Source organism: Sphingomonas spermidinifaciens (assembly GCF_002351485.1).
Taxonomy (GTDB): domain Bacteria; phylum Pseudomonadota; class Alphaproteobacteria; order Sphingomonadales; family Sphingomonadaceae; genus Sphingomonas; species Sphingomonas spermidinifaciens.
Genome location: NZ_NWMW01000003.1, coordinates 25,266 through 42,915 on the forward strand (window position 1 = coordinate 25,266; position 17,650 = coordinate 42,915).

The following is a 17,650-nucleotide window of genomic DNA, read 5'->3' on the forward strand; positions in this document are numbered from 1 at the left end:
ACGTAAAGATAATGGCTTTCAGGGTGTATTAGCGGCTGACAGCACCGCCCCCACCGGCTTAAGTGGCGGACATGGCGCTCGACATCCGGAACAGCGGGCTTTCCGATGCCCTCGTCATCCTCGGCTCCGCCGGGCTGGTGATCCCTGCCTTCGCGCGTTTCAAGATCAGCCCGGTGATCGGCTTCATCCTCGTCGGCATTCTCGTGGGGCCGAACGCGCTCGGCTCGATGGTCGACCGATATCCGTGGCTCTATTTCGTCACCATCTCGAACGCCGAGGCGATCGAGCCGTTCGCCGAGTTCGGCATCATCCTGCTCCTGTTCTCGATCGGGCTCGAGCTGTCGTTCCGGCGGCTCTGGGCGATGCGCGTGCAGGTGTTTGGGCTGGGTGCGGCGGAGCTCGTGATCTCGGGTCTGCTGATCGGCACTGCACTCTACCTGATGGGACAGGCATGGGGCGGCGCCATCGGCCTGGGCCTGGCGCTCGCGCTTTCCTCGACCGCGCTCGTTCTCCCGCTCGCGGGCACTACCAGCGCGATCGGGCGCGGCGCGTTCGCGATGCTGCTGTTCGAGGATCTGGCGCTCGTCCCGATCATCTTCATGCTCGGCGCGCTCGCGCCGACCGCCACGGACGAGGGCTGGAACGGGCTGGCGGAGGTTGCGATCGCCGGCGGCATCACCATCGTCGCGCTCTATGTCGCCGGGCGCCTTGTCCTTCCGCGCATGTTCGGACAAGCGGCGCGGACGAAAAGCCCCGAGCTGTTCCTTGCCGCCAGCCTGCTTGTCGTCATCGTCGCCAGCCTCGCCACCGCGGCGGCCGGCCTGTCGCCGATCGTCGGCGCGCTGCTCGCCGGTCTTCTGATCGCCGAGACCGAATATCATGAGGAGGTCGACGCGATCACCGCGCCGTTCAAGGGACTGGCGCTCGGCGTGTTCCTGATCTCGGTCGGCATGGCGCTCGATCTCAGACTCGTCGCGCGGTACTGGCCCGAACTGCTCGCGGCGATCGCAGGGGTGATGGCGGTCAAGACGCTCGTCACCATGGTTGCGCTTCGCCTGTCGGGCACGCGGCCGGGCGTCGCCGCCGAAACCGGCGTGCTGATGGCCAGCCCCTCGGAAACCACGCTGATCGTGCTCGCGGCGGCGGGCGCGGCGGGGCTGATCCAGCCGTCGACCGCGGCGTTCTGGACCACCGTTACCGCGATCGGCCTGACGATCACCCCGCTCCTCGCCAAGGGCGGCCGCCTGATCGCCCGACGGATCGAGGCTAAAGCAGGCGGGCCGACCGAACCTGCGGACCTCGGCAGTGTCGTGTCGAACGGCACCGTCGTGGTCGGCTTCGGCCGCGTCGGCCGCACCATCGCCGACATGCTGCGCGCGCATGACAAGCCCTATCTCGCGATCGAGGCCGATATCGACGTCGTCAACATGGCGCGCGCCGAGGGCTATCACGTCCAGTTCGGCGACGTGGCGCGATCGGACATGGTCGATCGCCTGAACCTCGGCCATGCCAAGGCGCTGGTCATCACGATGGACGATCCGGTGTTGAGCGTCCGGCTGACGCGGCGGGTGCGCGGCTGGGTGCCCAATCTGCCGATCATCGTCCGCGCGCGTGACGCCGCGCACGCCGCCGCGCTCTATCGCGCGGGGGCGACCGACGCGGTGCCCGAAACGCTCGAAAGCTCGCTGCAATTGTCGGAGGCACTGCTCGTCGATCTGGGCGTCGCGGTCGGGCCGGTGATCGCCTCGATCCACGAGAAGCGCGACGAGATGCGCAAGACGATCAAGGACGCGGCCGGGCTCGAGCGCGAGCCGCGCATCCGCCGCGTCCGCCAGGCTGAAGCTTGAGCACGCCCGCACAGGCCGGCCTTGGCCGGCCGCGGCCGACGCTGGGGCCGATCGACCTGCTCGCGCTGATCGTCGGCATCGTCATCGGTGCGGGCATCTTTCGCACCCCTGCCCTTGTCGCGGGAATGGCGGGGAGCGAGGGCGCGCTCGTCGCGGTCTGGGTCGCCGGCGGACTGCTCTCGATCGTCGGCGCCCTCTGCTATGCCGAGCTTGCCGCCACCTATCCGCATGTCGGCGGCGACTATCACTTTCTCGGCCTCGCCTACGGCCCACGCATCGCCTTCCTCTATGGCTGGGCGCGGCTGGCCGTCATCCAGACGGGCTCGCTGGCACTCCTCGCCTATGTCTGCGGCGACTATCTTCAGGCGCTGCTGCCGCTCGGCCCCGTCGGCTCGAGTCTGTGGGCGGGTACAGCCGTCATCGTCATCACCGCGATCAACTGGCTGGGCGTGCGCGAGGGGGCGGCGGTGCAGCGCTGGCTGACGCTGGCCGAGGTCGGAGGACTCGTGCTGCTGATCGTCGCCGGCTATGCCGCCGATCGCGCGCCCCCCGCACCGGTGACGGCCGGGGGCGGATCGGTCGGGCTGATGCTCGTCTACGTCCTCCTCACCTATGGCGGGTGGAGCGAGGCGGCGTATCTGTCGGCGGAGGTGCGTGGCAGCAAGCGGCGCATCGCCTCGGTCCTCGTCGCGGGGCTCGCGCTCGTCACCGCGCTCTACGTCCTCGCCAACCTCGCCTTCGTTAACGCGCTCGGCCTTGACGGGGTGGCAAAGAGCGAGGCGGTCGCGGCAGAGGTCGCACGCGCCGCGTTCGGCCCCACCGGTGCCGCGCTGATCGCCGGCGCCGTCGCGATCGCGGCGCTGACCTCGGCCAACGCGACCGCGATCACCGGCGCGCGGACGACCTGCGCGATCGGCCGCGAGTATCCGGCGCTCCGCTGGCTGGGCCGCTGGAACGAGGCGCGGGATACGCCCGCCAATGCGCTGCTTACGCAAGCGGCGATCGCCCTGCTGCTGGTCGGCGCCGGGGCGGCCGCACGTGACGGGTTTGCGCTGGTGGTCGACTACACCGCGCCGGTCTTCTGGCTGTTTCTGCTGCTTACCGGCCTGTCGCTGTTCATCCTCCGCCGGCGCGACGCCGCGATCGAGCGGCCCTTCCGTGTGCCGCTCTATCCGGTGACGCCGGCACTTTTTTGCGCGACGACCGCTTATCTCCTGTGGTCGAGCCTCACCTATACCGGCTGGGGCGCGCTTGCGGGGTGCGCGGTGCTGGCGGCGGGCGCGGCGCTCCTCCTGTTCCTGAAACCGGCCGCGACGGAGATGGCGTCATGAAATCGCTGATGCTCTGCCTTGCCCTGATCGCTGCGCCCGCCATTGGCCAGACCCCGCCACAGAACCCGCCCGAGCGACTGCCCGACGTCATCTATGTTCCCACCCCGCCCGAGGTGGTGGCGGCAATGCTCGACCTTGCCGAACTTAAGGACGGGGATGTGCTCTACGACTTGGGCTCGGGCGACGGACGCATCCCGATCGCCGCGGTCAAGCGCAACCGCGTGAAGGCGACGGGCATCGACATCGACCCCACCCGCATCGGCGAGGCCCGCGAGAATGCGCGCGCGCAAGGCGTCGAGGGCAAGGTGACGTTTAAACAGGACGACATCTTCACCACCGACTTTTCGGACGCGAGCGTGGTCACGCTCTATTTGCTCGATTCGCTCAATGAAAAGCTGCGCCCGCGGCTGATGCAGCTGAAGCCGGGCACCCGGATCGTCAGCCACGCCTTCCGAATGGGCGACTGGCAGCCCGAGGCCGAGCGCGATATCGGCGGCCGCCGCATCTTCCTGTGGCGCGTGCCCAAACGATGAGCCGCGTCACCGCTTCTTGAAGAGAAGCCACATTCTGGGGCGGCCGGTCGGCTTCCTGACACCGTCGATCCGCTCGACGCGCAGGATCGGGATGGGCCTCAGGATCATCTGGCCCTTCATCGCATCGAACCCGCCACCGGTCGGCACCGCCAGGATCCGCTTGGCGACTGCCATTCCGGCGATAACCCGCCCGAACGCGGCATAGCCCAAATAACCTTCGCGCCCGTCGAGCTGTGGCGCCGGGCCGACGCAGATCACCCAATTGCCGCCCGCCGACTTGGGATTGGCCCCCCGCGCCATCGAGATCGCGCCATCGACATGGCGCAGCCCCGTTTTGGTCGTCGGCTCGAACGCAAAGGGCGGCAGGATGCGGCGCGCGTCGGTCTGGATCCCGCCCTGGATGAAACCGGTGCCGGGGATCTTCTTCGATCGCGCCGCGCGATAGAAGCGCGTGCCGTCGAACCGCTCGTCATCGACATAGGCGAGGAAGTTGGCGGTCGTCGCCGGTGCCCGCCGCGCATCCAGCGCGACGATGATCGCACCCACCGGCGTCACGATCCGAACCCGCACGACGGCCGGCTCGCGCGCGGCGGCCGCGCGCGGGGCGGCCAGCAGCGCCGCACCGCCCGCGATCAGCCCTCGCCGCGTCAGCAAGGTCAGCGCGCCATGCCCCCCGCCGCCAGCACCGCGAGCGTCACGAGGTCGCTCGCCGTCGCGGTCATCGGCGCGATCTGGACGTTCTTCTCCATCCCGATCAGCATCGGCCCGATCATCTGGTCGCCGCCAAGCTCGCGCAGCAGCTTGGCCGAGATGTTGGCCGACTGAAGGCCCGGCATGATGAGCACGTTGGCTGGCTCGGACAGGCGGGCGAAGGGATAGTTGGCGAGCTGCTTGGCGTTGAGCGCGACGTCGGGCGCCATTTCGCCCTCATACTCGAAGCCCGGCTGGCGCTTGTCGAGCGCGCTCACCGCCTCGCGGATGTTGTCGAGCCACTTGCCCTCGGGATTGCCGAAGGTCGAGTAGCTGAGGAACGCAACGCGCGGCTCGTGGCCCATGCGCCGCGCGACCTGCGCCGTCGCCTCGGCGATGTCCGCCAGTTCCTCGCCGGTCGGCCGCTCGTTGACGGTCGTGTCCGCGATGAAGACGGTATGCGTCTGGCCCACCAGCACATGGATGCCGAACGGCGTGCGGCCGGGCGCCGGGTCGATCACGCGCTTGATCTCGCGCATCGACTGGGCATAGGCGCGGGTGACGCCGGTAATCATCGCATCCCCCTCGCCGAGCTGGAGGAGCAGCGCGCCGAAGATGTTGCGGTCCTGGTTAACCATCCGCTCGCATTCGCGGCGCAAGAAGCCGCGCCGCTGAAGGCGGGCGTAGAGGAAGTCGACCATCGCCGGGACGAGCGGCGAGATGCGGCTGTTATGCACCTCGAAGCTCTCGGGATCGGCGACGCCGAGCGCCTTGAGCCGATCGTGCACGTCGTCGCGGCCGACCAGCACCGGCGTGCCGTAGCCGCCGTCGCGAAAGGCGATCGCTGCGCGCAGCACGACCTCTTCCTCGCCCTCGGCGAAGATGACGCGCTTCGGCCGGGCGCGCGCGCCCTCATAGGCAAGGCTGAGTACCGCAGTGGTCGGGTTCAGCCGCGCGCGCAGGCTGGTGCGGTAAGCCGCCATGTCGAGGATCGGCCGCGTCGCGACACCCGAGTCCATCGCTGCCTTGGCAACGGCAGCCGACACGACCTCCATCAGTCGCGGGTCGAAGGGCGCGGGAATGATGTATTCGGGGCCGAAGCTGTGCTGCACGCCATAGGCCGCCGCCACTTCGTCAGGCACCCGGTCGCGCGCCAGCTCGGCGATGGCGTTGGCGGCAGCGATCTTCATCGCGTCGTTGATCCCCGTCGCCCGCACGTCGAGCGCGCCGCGGAAGATGAAGGGGAAGCCGATGACGTTGTTGACCTGATTGGGATAGTCCGACCGGCCCGTTGCGATAATCGCGTCGGGTCGCGCCGCCTTGGCGAGTTCGGGCCGGATCTCGGGCTCGGGATTGGCCATCGCGAAGATGATCGGCGCGGGCGCCATGTCCTTGACCATCTCGGGCTTGAGCGCGCCCGCCGCCGACAGACCCAGAAACACGTCGGCGCCGTGTAGCGCCTCGGTCAGGGTGCGCGCCTCGGTGGCGGCGGCGTGCGCCGACTGCCACTGGTTCACGTCGTCGCGCCCCTGATAGATGACGCCCGTGCGATCGCACATGATAACGTTGTCGTGGCGAACCCCCATCGCCTTGACGAGCTCGGTGCAGGCGATCGCCGCCGCGCCCGCGCCGTTCACGACGACCTTGATATCGCTGAGCCGCCGCCCCGTCAGCAGGCAGGCGTTGATGAGGCCCGCGGCGGTGATGATCGCGGTGCCGTGCTGGTCGTCATGGAATACGGGAATGTTCATCCGCTCGCGCAGCGTCTGCTCGATGATGAAGCATTCGGGTGCCTTGATATCCTCAAGGTTGATGCCGCCGAAACTCGGCTCCATCAGCTCGACTGCGTCAATGATGCGATCGACGTCCTCGGTCTTCAGCTCGATATCGATCGAATCAACGTCGGCGAAGCGCTTGAAGAGCACCGCCTTGCCCTCCATCACCGGCTTCGAGGCGAGCGCGCCGAGATTGCCGAGGCCCAAGATAGCGGTACCGTTCGAGATCACGGCAACGAGATTGCCCTTGGCGGTATAGTCGTAGGCGGTCGACGGATCCTCGGCGATCGCCTTCACCGGCCAGGCGACGCCCGGTGAATAGGCGAGCGCCAGGTCGCGCTGCGTCGTCAGCGGCTTCGATGCGACGATCTCGATCTTGCCCGGCCGGCCCTCCGCATGGAAACGCAGCGCCTCGCGCTCGGTGAACTGGTCGGCGGGTACATCGGTCATGCTGCGCAGCGCTCCGGGGACGGGAATGACGCTACGGCTCTTGGCCGCTCGGGCCGCGAAGGGCAACCCCGCTAGGCAAGTGGTTAGCTGCCGCCTAAAGGCCGGGGATGATCGCGGACGCCCCCTTCCACCGCCCATGACAACCAGCGCGCCGACGCCGATGATGGCGCAATATCTGACGCTGAAGGAAGAGGCGGGTGACTGCCTGCTCTTCTATCGCATGGGCGACTTCTTCGAATTGTTCTTCGACGATGCGAAGGTCGCCAGCGCTGTCCTCGACATCGCCTTGACCGCGCGCGGCGAGCATGACGGGGAGAAGATTCCGATGTGCGGCGTGCCGATCCACGCCGCCACCGCCTATCTTCAGCGGCTCATCAAGGCCGGGCACCGCGTCGCCATCGCCGAACAGGTCGAGACGCCAGAGGAAGCCAAGAAGCGCGGCGGGTCAAAGGCGCTGGTCGCGCGCGCGATCGTCCGCGTCGTCACGGCGGGCACGCTGACCGAGGAGGCGCTGCTCGACTCGCGCGTCGCCAACTGGTGCGTTGCGGTGGGCGAGGCGGGCGGCGCGGTCGCCGTGGCCGCCGCCGAAGTGTCGACCGGCCGGTTCGAGCTGTTCGAGACCGACGCCGCGGCACTCGGCGCCACGCTCGCTCGCCTGTCGCCGGCGGAGACCGTCGTCGCCGAGGGGTCGCCAGTCGAGGCCACCGTCTATCGCCCGCGCGGCGAGTTCGACAGCGCGAAGGGAGAGGCGCGGCTGAAGGCGCTGTATGGCGTCGCCACGCTCGACGGTTTCGGCCAGTTCGACCGTGCGTCGCTGGCGGCGGCGGGGGGCCTCATCGCCTATCTCGACCATACGGCGAAGGGCGCGCTCCCGTTCCTGCGCCCGCCCGTCCGTCACGCCGGCGGTGCGACGATGGCGATCGATGCGGCGACGCGCGAAAGCCTTGAGCTTACCTGCACGCAGGCCGGTGCGCGGGCTGGCAGTCTGCTCGACGCCGTGGATCGCACCGTCACCGGCGCCGGTGCGCGGCTGCTTGCCGCCGACCTCTCCGCACCGCTGATGGACAGCGACGCAATCGGCGCCAGGCTCGATCTCGTCCAACGCTTCCATGACGAGGGTAGTCTCCGCGAGCGAGTGCGCGCGAAGCTGCGCGCGCTGCCCGATATCGGCCGCGCGCTCGGCCGCATCGTCGCCGGACGCGGAAGCCCGCGCGACCTTGGCCAGTTGCGCGATGGCCTCGACGCCGCGTGGCAACTCGGCGAGAGCCTGTCGAAGATAGCCGCGCCGCCCCCGCTCCTCGCCGACCTCGGCCCGCGACTGCGGGGGCACGGCGCACTGATCGACCTTTTGCAGCGCGCGCTTGTCCCCGCGCCGCCGATCGAGACGGCGCAGGGCGGCTACATCGCCGAGGGGTTCGATCCCGCGCTCGACGACCTGCGCGCGGCCGGCGCCGGGGGCCGGCGCGTCATCGCCGCGCTCGAGGCCGAATATCGCACCCGTACCGGCATCGCCGCGCTCAAGATCCGCCACAACGGCGTGCTCGGCTATCATGTCGAGGTGCCCGCGCGCGCCGCCGACAAGCTGATGGCCGAGGGGAGCGGCTTCACTCATCGTCAGACGCTGGCCGGCGTCGTCCGCTTCAACGCTCCCGAACTGCATGAAGCCGCGCTCCGCGTGACTCAGGCGGGCAACCATGCCCTCGCTGCCGAGGCCGCGCATCTCGAAACGCTGATCGAGGAAGCGATGGCGCGGCGCGAGCCGATCGCCGCCACCGCCGATGCGCTCGCCCGGATCGACGTGGCCGCAAGCCTTGCCGAACGAGCGGTCGAGGGCGGGTGGTCGCGCCCCGCCTTGGTCGATCACGCCTGCTTCGAGGTCGAGGGCGGCCGCCATCCGGTGGTCGAGGCAGCGCTTGCCAAGCGAGCGGAGCGCTTCGTCGCCAATGACTGTGCGCTCGGCGAGGACTCGCGCCTTTGGCTCGTCACCGGGCCGAACATGGGCGGCAAGTCGACCTTCCTGCGCCAGAACGCGCTGATCGCCGTCCTTGCACAGGCGGGCAGCTACGTCCCCGCAACCCGCGCGCGCATCGGCCTGGTCGATCGCCTGTTCAGCCGCGTGGGCGCCAGCGACAATCTTGCGCGCGGGCGCTCGACCTTCATGGTCGAAATGGTCGAAACCGCCGCGATCCTTGCTCAGGCGACTCCCCAGAGCTTCGTCATCCTCGACGAGGTGGGGCGCGGCACCTCGACCTATGACGGGCTCGCCATCGCCTGGGCGGTGGTGGAGGCGATCCACGAGGTCAATCGCTGCCGCTGCCTGTTCGCGACGCACTATCACGAGCTGACGCGGCTCGCCGAGCGGTGCCAGGCGCTCCGCCTCCACCATGTCCGCGCGCGCGAATGGAAGGGCGATCTCGTCCTTCTTCACGAGCTCGCCCCTGGCCCCGCCGATCGCAGCTACGGCATTGCCGTCGCCCGGCTCGCCGGCCTGCCCCCGGCGACGGTCGCGCGGGCGAAGGCTGTGCTGGCGAAGCTGGAGGCGGGGCGGGCGAAGACCGGCGGTCTGGCCGCGGGTCTCGACGACCTGCCCCTATTTGCCGCCGCCGCGGAGCAGGAGGCGCAGGAGGTCGATGCGCTACGGGACATGCTCGCCGCCATCGACGTCGATGCGCTGTCCCCGCGCGAGGCGCTCGACGCGCTCTACAGGCTCAAGTCGCTGGCCGCCGAACCTGCGCGTTAGATGAACGAGCGGCCCACGCCCCGTTCAGGCGAATCGGCCTAGTGCAGCTTCACCGGGAACGCCGGATCGGCTGAACGTTTCGTTCATGAAACTCTCTGCCGAAACCGACGTTCAGAGGGGCGAGATTGAGAATTAGGGAGTTTGAACCATGCGTAATCTGATGATGGCGGTTGCCGCCGCCGGCCTGATCGTTCCCGCCGCCGCGGTGGTCCCGACCACCAAGGCCGAGGCTTCGGCGCAGAAGCGCTACAAGTACCGCGAGTGGCGCGGTCGTGACGGTCGCCGTTACTGCCGCAAGCCCGATGGCACGACCGGTCTGCTGGTCGGCGGTGTCGCGGGTGCGCTGGTCGGCCGCACGATCGACACGCGCGGCGACCGTACGCTCGGCACGCTGCTCGGGGCCGGTGCGGGTGCGCTGGCAGGCCGCGAGATCGAGCGCAGCGGCCAGCGTCGCTGCCGCTGACGCGATCATCCGAAAAGATGTAACGAAGGGCGGGCATCCATTGCCCGCCCTTTTCGTTTGGGCGACGCACCCACAAAGGAGAAGCCTGAGATGACGACCCGCAGCGCCAGCGCGAAATATGAAGGCCTCGGCAAGGAGGGCAAGGGCCACGTCTCGCTCCAGTCGGGCGTGCTCAAGGACCAGTTCTATGGCTTCAACACCCGCTTCGCCGACGAGCCCGGCACCAATCCCGAGGAGCTGGTCGCCGCCGCCCACGCCTCCTGCTTCACCATGGCGCTCAGCTTCGCGCTCGCGGGCGCCGGCTACACGGACGGAACGCTCGAGACCACCGCGAAGGTGACGCTCGACAAGGACGGCGACGGCTTCAAGATCACCCGCTCTGCCCTGACCCTTGCGGCGCAAGTCGGCGGGATCGAGCCCGCCGAGTTCGAGCGGATCGCGGGCGAGGCCAAGGCCGGCTGTCCGATCTCGAAGCTGCTCAATGCCGAGATCACGCTCGAGCATACGCTCAACGCGTGATGCACGGCGCGGGAAGGTGGCGGATCGCTTAACCTTCCCGCGCTAGACGGGCGCGATGCTGCGCGCCCTTACGCTATCCACGCTGTTCCCCGACGCGAAGCGGCCGAACTTCGGCGTGTTTGTCGAGCGACAGACGCTCGGGTTGGCGGCGCTGCCAGAGACCGAGGTGCGGGTGGTCGCGCCGGTCGGCCTGCCGCCATTCCCGCTGTCGCGGTACCCGAGCTATCGCGGGCTGGCGGGTTTGCCGCGAGCCGAAATGTGGAAGGGGCTTGCGGTCGAGCGGCCGCGCTTCCTCAACCTGCCCGCCACGAGCGGCCGCTTCCACGCGGCAATGCTTTCCCGAGCGCTGACGCCAGCGCTCGAGCGCATCCGCCGCAACTTTGCGTTCGACGTGATCGACGCCTCCTTCTTCTTTCCCGACGGTCCGGCCGCGGTGGCGCTCGGCCGGCGCTTCGGGGTGCCGGTATCGATCAAGGCGCGCGGGGCCGACATCCACCACTGGGGCCGATCGCCTGCCACTGCCGCTGCAGTGCACGCGGCGGGCGAGGCGGCCGACGGCCTGCTCGCGGTCAGCGCGGCGATGCGCGAGGACATGATCGCGCTGGGCATGCCCGCGGACCGCATCGCCGTGCACCACACTGGCGTCGACCAGACGCGCTTTCGTCCCGATCCGACGGCGCGGAAGGCGCTCGGGGTCGAGGGGCCGCTCGTCGCTTCGATCGGCGCGCTGATCCCGCGCAAGGGGCACGATATCGTCATCGATGCTGTCGCGCGGCTGCCCGGCGTGTCGCTGCGCATTGCCGGCGACGGCCCCGAGCGCGCGGCGCTTCAGGCGCAGATCGATCGGCTTGGCGTCGGCAACCGGGTGCGGCTGCTGGGGCCGATCGCGCATGATGCCCTGCCCCCGCTCCTCGCCGCCGCAGACGTGATGGCCCTCGCATCGTCGTCGGAGGGGCTCGCCAATGCCTGGGTCGAGGCGCTGGCGAGCGGCACGCCGGTCGCCATCCCTGACGCCGGCGGCGCGCGCGAGGTGGTCGACCGGCTTGAGGCCGGGCGGATCGTCGATCGGACGCCAGAGGCGTTCGCGGCGGCGATCAATGAGCTACTGGACGCGCCGCCGGACCGCGAACTGGTCCGTGCCGCCGCGGCGCGCTTCTCCTGGGAGCGCAATGCCGAGACGTTGCGCGCTCACCTTCAAACATTGGTCCGCAGCCGACTTGGCGGACAGAAACGGGCTTAACCCGACCGCAGCAGCGCGACGCCGGCATCACGCTCGAACAGATAGAGCGCCAGCCGCGCCGCCTCCCCCCGCGGCCCGCTGAGCCCCCCATCGCGATCGACGAGGAGCCGCGCGTCGGCATTGGCGACGGGCAGCAGCTCGCCCAGCATCTCGGGGGCGGCCAGCCGGAACGCCGCTTCCCCCGACTGGCGCGTGCCGAGCAGTTCGCCCGCGCCGCGCAGTTCGAGATCGCGCTCGGCGATGACGAAGCCGTCATTGGTCTCGCGCATCAGCGCCAGTCGCGCCCGCGATGTTTCGGACAACCCGCCGCCGCGCAGCAGCAGGCAGATCGACTTGCCGCCACCCCGCCCCACCCGCCCGCGCAACTGGTGCAGCTGGGCGAGGCCGAAGCGGTCGGCATGCTCGATGACGATCAGCGTGGCGTTGGGCACGTCGACCCCGACCTCGATCACCGTCGTCGCGACAAGCACGCCCGCGCGCGCCGAAGAGAAGCGCGCCATCTCCGCATCCTTCTCGGGCGGCTTGATGCGACCATGGACCAGCGCCACCGCGTCCTCACCGAAGCGTTTGCGCAGCACTTCCGCGCGCATCTGGGCGGCGGCCATGTCGGACTTCTCGCTCTCCTCGACGAGCGGGCAGACCCAATAGGCCTGGCCCCCGCCGGCGAGGTGCCGGCCCAGCCCCTCGATCACCTCGGCCAGCCGGTCTTCCGAGACCACCCGCGTCTCGATCGGCTCGCGCCCCGGCGGCATCTCGTCGAGCCGGCTCACGTCCATCTCGCCATATTGGGCGAGCGTCAGCGTGCGCGGGATCGGCGTCGCGGTCATGACGAGGAGGTGCGGCGGCCGCTCGGCCTTGGCCTGGAGGAGCATCCGCTGCGCAACGCCGAAGCGGTGCTGTTCGTCCACGACGACGAGGCCGAGGTCACGGTACGTCACCGCCTCCTGAAAGATCGCGTGCGTGCCGATCAGGATGTCGATCTCCCCCGCCGCAAGCCCCATCAGCGTCGCCTCGCGCACCCGCCCCTTGTCGCGGCCGGTCAGGATCGCGACGCGGGCGATGCCCGACAGGGTGCGCGACAGGTTCTCGTAATGCTGCCGCGCGAGAATCTCGGTCGGCGCGAGCAATGCGCCCTGCGCCCCGCCCTCGACCGCGATCAGCAGCGCCATCGTCGCGACCAGCGTCTTGCCCGACCCGACATCGCCCTGCAGCAGCCGGAGCATTGGCCGCGCCTGCGCCATGTCGCCCTCGATCTCGGCCACCGTCCGCGACTGTGCGCCGGTGGGCGTGTAGGGCAGGTTCAGCCTCGCACGCAGCCGCCCGTCCCCGGCGAGCGCCCGCCCTCGCTTCGCCCGCGCCTCGCCGCGCACCAGCAGCAGCGCCAACTGGTTGGCGAACAGCTCGTCATAGGCGAGCCGCGCCCGCGCCGGCCCGTCGCTGGGGTCGGCATGGATGCGCGCCAGCGCCTCCCGCCAGCCGGGCCATTGCCGCTGTGCCAACACGCTCGGCTCGATCCATTCGGGCAGGTCAGGGGCGCGCTCGATCGCCTGCGCGGCGAACCCGGCAAGGCGCTTCGAGTTGATGCCCTCCGACTGCGGATAGATCGCCTCCCGCCCACCGACCGTCTCGGCTTCTTCGGGCGCAACCACGATGTCGGGGTGAACAATCTGGAGCATCTCACCATAGGTTTCGAGCTTGCCCGACACGAAGCGCGGTTCGTTCAGCGGAAACAGCTTCTTCACCCAGCCTGAATGGCCGCCGAAATAGGTGAGCGCGACGGCATTGCCCGCGCCGTCGGTGGCGATCGCCCGGGTCGGCCCACGACCGCTGGACGTTCGATAGTCGATCGCGGTCAGCACGATCGCGATCACCAGCCCAGCGTCGGCTGGATCAAGCCGGTCGCGCCGCACCCGATCGACATAGCCGGTGGGCAGGTGGAACGCCATGTCGACGACGCGCGCGATCTTCAGCCGTTCGAGCGGCTTGGCGAGCGCCGGTCCCACGCCCTTGAGCGCGGTGATCTCTGCAAACAGCGGATTGAGCAATTGGGGTCGCATGCCTATTTCGCCCCATACACCAGCCGACGGCCGCCGCCAGCGCCCGCCGGCCATTCGGCATTGGAGGATCGCCCATGGATCGCGAACATCGCCTCAAGCGCCTGCGCTTTCGTGCCTGGCACCGCGGGACCAAGGAAGCGGACCTGCTGATCGGCGGCTTTTTCGACCGGCATCATGGCGGCTGGGGCGATGCGGAGATCGACCTGTTCGAGCGGCTGGTGGAGGAACAGGATGTCGACATCATGGGCTGGGCGACGGGCTCGCAGCCGGTGCCGCCCGAATATCGTGGGCCGATGATGCAGGCGCTGGAGGCGCTGAACTACGTGCCGATCGCGGAATAGGCAGCGAGTGACCTCAAAAATCCGTTCGCGCTGAGCCTGTCGAAGCGTTGTCCTGCCTTCCGGCCATTGCCAAGAAGGACAGTGCTTCGACAAGCCCAATACGCACGGCTCTTAACGTGACCAATCAAGGCGTTTGATGCCCGACCTCTCGAAGATCCTCACCGCAAAGCATCCCCTCACGCTCGCGGGCGTGCCGAGCGGCTTCCTTCCCTCGCTGCTCGCCGACCTCACCCGTGCGGCGTCCGGCGGCGCGGTGTTCGTCGCGACCGACGACAATGAAATGCGCGCGATCGCCGCGACCGCGCCCTATTTCGCGCCCGAGATCGAGGTCGTGCAGTTCCCCGCCTGGGACTGCCTCCCCTACGACCGCGCCAGCCCGTCGCTCCGCGTCATGTCGGAGCGGCTGGCGGCGCTCCACACGCTTCAGCAGAAGCCGACGCGCCCGCGCCTGTTCCTGACGACGGTCAACGCCGCGACGCAGCGCGTCCTGACCCGCTTCCGCGTCCGCCAGCTCGTCGCCCGCCTCGCGCCCGGCGAGCGCATCTCGCTCGACAAGCTGACCGCCTTGCTCGCCGGCAACGGCTATGTCCGCACCGATACCGTGCATGACGCGGGCGAGTTCGCGATCCGGGGCGGGTTGGTCGACCTGTTTCCCTCGGGCGCCGAACAGGCGCTGCGCCTCGACTTCTTCGGCGACGAGATCGAGAGCGTGCGCACCTTCGACCCCGCCGATCAGCGAACGACCGGCCGGATCGACGGCTTCACCCTTCTTCCAGCGTCCGAAGCGTTGCTCGACGAGGACACGATCAAGCGCTTCCGCACCCGATACCGCGAGCGGTTCGGCGCGACCGCGACGGGCGATCCGCTCTATCAGGCGATCAGCGACGGCCGCCGCCTCGCCGGCATGGAGCATTGGCTGCCGCTGTTCGAAGAGCGGCTGGAGACGCTGTTCGACCATCTGCCCGCCGATGCCGTCATCGTCCGCGACGCCAATGCCGTGTCGGCGGCGGACTCGCGGTTCGAGGGGATCGCCGACTATCAGGCCAACCGCGTCCGCGCCCAGTCGAGCGATCCGGGCAGCTATCGCCCGCTCGGCCAGGACCAGCTCTACCTCCTCGCCGAGGAATGGGCGAAGCGCGTGGAGGAGGCCCCCGCGCACCTCGTCACCACCTTCCACGAGCCCGAAAGCGCCCGTGTCCTCGACTTCGGCGTCGACGGCCCGCGCGACTTCACGCCCGAGCGGACCGCGCAGGCCAACGTCTATGAGGCGGTGGCCGAGCATGTCGAGAAACTGCGGAAAGAAGGCCGCAAGCCGATCCTCGCCAGCTATTCGGGCGGTGCGCGCGAGAGGCTGATGGGCCTGCTCGTCGATCACGGGCTGAAGGGCGCAGTGCTGGCCGACACGTGGCAGGAGGCACTGGGCAAGGCCGACACCTCGAAAAGCTTCGGCGTCAGCCTGATCGTCCTGCCCCTCGACCACGGTTTCACTGCCCCGGGCGTCGCGGTGCTGACCGAGCAGGACATGCTCGGCGACCGGCTGATCCGGCGAAAGAAGCGCAAGAAGTCGACCGACGCCTTCCTCGCCGAACTCGCCACGCTGTCGCCCGGCGACCTCGTCGTCCATGTCGATCATGGCATCGGCCGGTACGAGGGGCTGACGCAGATCCCGGTGCAAAAGGCACCGCACGACTGCGTCGCACTGACCTATGCCGGCGGCGATAAGCTCTACGTTCCGGTCGAGAACCTCGAGGTGCTGAGCCGCTACGGATCGAGCGAAGAGGGCGCGAGCCTTGACCGGCTCGGCGGCGAGGGCTGGCAGCGGCGCAAGGCGGCGATGAAGGAGCGCATCCGCGAGATCGCGGGCGAGCTCATCAAGACCGCCGCCAAGCGCGCGCTCCGCCCCGGCCAGGTCGCCGAGCCCGATGCCGGCGGCTACCCCGCCTTCCTCGATCGTTTCCCATATGAGGAGACCGAGGATCAGGATCGCGCCATCGACGATGTGCTCGGCGATCTGGGATCGGGCAAGCCGATGGATCGTCTGGTCGTCGGCGACGTCGGCTTCGGCAAGACCGAGGTGGCGCTGCGCGCCGCCTTCGTCGCGGCGATGGCCGGGATGCAGGTCGCGGTCATCTGTCCGACCACGCTGCTCGCGCGCCAGCACTACACCAATTTCTCCGCGCGGTTCGAAGGGTTCCCGATCAACATCGGCCGCATCAGCCGCCTGGTCCCCGCGCCCGAGATCAAGAAGGTGAAGGAGGGGCTCGCCGCCGGTACGATCGACGTCGTCATCGGCACGCATGCGCTGCTCGCCAAGGGTCTCGACTTCAAGCGCCTCGGCCTCGTCATCGTGGACGAGGAGCAGCGCTTCGGCGTCACTCACAAGGAACGGCTGAAGGCGCTGAAGGCCGACGTGCATGTCCTTACCCTCACCGCCACGCCGATCCCGCGCACGCTCCAGATGGCGATGTCCGGCCTGCGCGACTTGTCGGTGATCCAGACGCCGCCGGTCGATCGCCTTGCGGTGCGCACCTATGTCATGCCGTGGGACCCCGTCGTCCTGCGCGAGGCACTGCTGCGCGAGCATTATCGAGGCGGGCAGAGCTATTTCGTCACCCCGCGCATCGCCGACCTGCCCGAGATCGAGGAGTTCCTCCGCAACGAAGTGCCCGAGGTCCGCTACGTCGTCGCTCACGGCCAGATGGCGGCGAGCGAGGTCGAGGAGCGCATGTCCGCCTTCTACGACAAGAAGTTCGAGGTGCTGATCTCGACCACCATCGTCGAAAGCGGCCTCGACATCCCGAGCGCCAACACGATGATCGTAAACCGCGCCGACAAGTTCGGCTTGGCGCAACTCTACCAGCTGCGCGGCCGTGTCGGGCGAGCGAAGACACGCGCCTATGCCTATCTCACGACGCCGCCCGAACGGCTGATGACCGAGGCGGCGGACAAAAGACTGAAGGTACTCTCCGACCTCGATTCGCTGGGCGCCGGGTTCCAGCTCGCCAGCCACGACCTCGACATTCGCGGCGCGGGCAATCTGCTTGGCGACGAGCAGTCGGGGCACATCAAGGAAGTCGGCTACGAACTCTACCAGGCGATGCTGGAGGAGGCGATTCTGGAGGCCAAGTCGGGCCGCACCGCCGACGACGGCGACCTCAAGCCCACCGACTTCTCGCCGCAGATCACCGTCGACGCGCCGATCATGCTGCCGGAGGACTTCATCCCCGACCTAGACCTGCGCATGGGCCTCTACCGACGCCTCAACGACGTCGAGGACCGCCGCGGGATCGAGGCGTTCGCCGCCGAGCTCATCGATCGCTTCGGCAAGCTGCCCGAGGCGACCGAGAACCTCCTCATATTGATGGAGGCGAAGCTCAACGCGAAGAAGGCGTGCATCGCCAAGCTCGACGTGGGGCCGAAGGGCGCGCTCATCAGCTTCGCCAAGGATTACTTTCCCAACGTCGACGGGCTGATGGCCTATGTCGGGCGCCTCGAGGGAACGGCGAAGCTGCGCCCGGACATGAGGCTGGTGGTCAATCGCCCGTTCGCGACGCCCAAGGCGCGCCTGAACGCGGCGCTCCAGATCAGTCGTGGATTGGCGAAGGCGGCGGGCTGACCGTCCCGCCAAGCTGACAAACAAAACGGGCGCGGCCTCCGATCGGAA

The 17,650-nt window shown here is 69.0% G+C and carries 12 protein-coding genes; 9 read left to right on the forward strand and 3 right to left on the reverse strand.

From position 1 onward, the window contains the following. Positions 1 to 71 precede the first annotated feature (71 nt). Genes COC42_RS15455 through COC42_RS15465 form a run of 3 tightly spaced genes read left to right on the forward strand, consistent with a single transcriptional unit; the run spans position 72 to position 3,711 of the window. Positions 72 to 1,847 (forward strand): cation:proton antiporter domain-containing protein, encoded by a 1,776-nt coding sequence (locus COC42_RS15455; protein ID WP_096344274.1) that lies wholly within the window; start codon positions 72 to 74, stop codon positions 1,845 to 1,847. Continuing rightward, entirely contained in the window at positions 1,844 to 3,178 is a 1,335-nt protein-coding gene (locus COC42_RS15460; protein WP_096344275.1) for an APC family permease, read from the forward strand. The genes COC42_RS15455 and COC42_RS15460 overlap by 4 nt, the downstream gene beginning before the upstream one ends. After that, the gene (locus COC42_RS15465) at positions 3,175 to 3,711 is read left to right on the forward strand and encodes a methyltransferase domain-containing protein (RefSeq protein WP_096344276.1); all 537 of its coding nucleotides are present in this window, start codon (positions 3,175 to 3,177) and stop codon (positions 3,709 to 3,711) included. Before COC42_RS15460 ends, COC42_RS15465 begins: the two co-directional genes overlap by 4 nt. Positions 3,712 to 3,717: 6 nt before the next feature. On the opposite strand, the gene COC42_RS15470 is transcribed toward COC42_RS15465, so the two are convergent. Together COC42_RS15470 and COC42_RS15475 are read right to left on the reverse strand one after the other, a co-directional pair. Next, positions 3,718 to 4,362 (reverse strand): peptidylprolyl isomerase, encoded by a 645-nt coding sequence (locus COC42_RS15470; RefSeq protein WP_425442867.1) that lies wholly within the window; start codon positions 4,360 to 4,362, stop codon positions 3,718 to 3,720. A gap of 5 nt (positions 4,363 to 4,367) precedes the next feature. Continuing rightward, positions 4,368 to 6,626: an NADP-dependent malic enzyme gene (locus COC42_RS15475; RefSeq protein ID WP_096344278.1), complete on the reverse strand. Its 2,259-nt coding sequence runs from the start codon at positions 6,624 to 6,626 to the stop codon at positions 4,368 to 4,370. 160 nt (positions 6,627 to 6,786) lie between these two features. On the opposite strand from COC42_RS15475, the gene mutS reads away from it, so the two are divergent. From mutS to COC42_RS15495, 4 genes are all read left to right on the forward strand, one after another. Continuing rightward, positions 6,787 to 9,366, forward strand: coding sequence for a DNA mismatch repair protein MutS (mutS, locus tag COC42_RS15480; RefSeq protein WP_096344552.1), 2,580 nt, complete (start codon positions 6,787 to 6,789; stop codon positions 9,364 to 9,366). Positions 9,367 to 9,514: 148 nt separating this feature from the next. Continuing rightward, positions 9,515 to 9,829, forward strand: a complete 315-nt coding sequence (locus COC42_RS15485) for a glycine zipper 2TM domain-containing protein (RefSeq protein ID WP_176484719.1) — start codon at positions 9,515 to 9,517, stop codon at positions 9,827 to 9,829. A 90-nt stretch (positions 9,830 to 9,919) separates the two neighbouring features. Further along, a complete protein-coding gene (locus COC42_RS15490; RefSeq protein ID WP_096344279.1) occupies positions 9,920 to 10,348 on the forward strand; it encodes an OsmC family protein in 429 nt (142 codons plus the stop codon). 55 nt (positions 10,349 to 10,403) lie between these two features. Then, positions 10,404 to 11,588, forward strand: coding sequence for a glycosyltransferase (locus COC42_RS15495; protein ID WP_096344280.1), 1,185 nt, complete (start codon positions 10,404 to 10,406; stop codon positions 11,586 to 11,588). On the opposite strand, the gene recG is transcribed toward COC42_RS15495, so the two are convergent. Further along, the gene (gene recG, locus COC42_RS15500; RefSeq protein ID WP_096344281.1) at positions 11,585 to 13,645 is read right to left on the reverse strand and encodes an ATP-dependent DNA helicase RecG; all 2,061 of its coding nucleotides are present in this window, start codon (positions 13,643 to 13,645) and stop codon (positions 11,585 to 11,587) included. The genes COC42_RS15495 and recG overlap by 4 nt on opposite strands. 74 nt (positions 13,646 to 13,719) lie before the next feature. Between recG and COC42_RS15505 the strand changes: the two genes are divergently transcribed. Beyond that, positions 13,720 to 13,986 carry an FAD assembly factor SdhE gene (locus COC42_RS15505; protein WP_096344282.1) on the forward strand — a complete coding sequence of 89 codons (267 nt, stop codon included), beginning with the start codon at positions 13,720 to 13,722 and terminating at the stop codon, positions 13,984 to 13,986. Between the two features lie 136 nt (positions 13,987 to 14,122). After that, the gene (mfd, locus tag COC42_RS15510) at positions 14,123 to 17,602 is read left to right on the forward strand and encodes a transcription-repair coupling factor (protein WP_096344283.1); all 3,480 of its coding nucleotides are present in this window, start codon (positions 14,123 to 14,125) and stop codon (positions 17,600 to 17,602) included. Positions 17,603 to 17,650 lie beyond the last annotated feature (48 nt).

Coding starts and splice junctions, on each gene's coding strand:
- COC42_RS15455 (WP_096344274.1), top strand. CDS start 72: ATGGCGCTCGACATCCGGAACAGCGGGCTTTCCGATGCCCTCGTCATC.
- COC42_RS15465 (WP_096344276.1), top strand. CDS start 3,175: ATGAAATCGCTGATGCTCTGCCTTGCCCTGATCGCTGCGCCCGCCATT.
- COC42_RS15475 (WP_096344278.1), bottom strand. CDS start 6,626: ATGACCGATGTACCCGCCGACCAGTTCACCGAGCGCGAGGCGCTGCGT.
- mutS (WP_096344552.1), top strand. CDS start 6,787: ATGATGGCGCAATATCTGACGCTGAAGGAAGAGGCGGGTGACTGCCTG.
- COC42_RS15485 (WP_176484719.1), top strand. CDS start 9,515: ATGCGTAATCTGATGATGGCGGTTGCCGCCGCCGGCCTGATCGTTCCC.
- COC42_RS15490 (WP_096344279.1), top strand. CDS start 9,920: ATGACGACCCGCAGCGCCAGCGCGAAATATGAAGGCCTCGGCAAGGAG.
- COC42_RS15495 (WP_096344280.1), top strand. CDS start 10,404: ATGCTGCGCGCCCTTACGCTATCCACGCTGTTCCCCGACGCGAAGCGG.
- recG (WP_096344281.1), bottom strand. CDS start 13,645: ATGCGACCCCAATTGCTCAATCCGCTGTTTGCAGAGATCACCGCGCTC.
- COC42_RS15505 (WP_096344282.1), top strand. CDS start 13,720: ATGGATCGCGAACATCGCCTCAAGCGCCTGCGCTTTCGTGCCTGGCAC.
- mfd (WP_096344283.1), top strand. CDS start 14,123: ATGCCCGACCTCTCGAAGATCCTCACCGCAAAGCATCCCCTCACGCTC.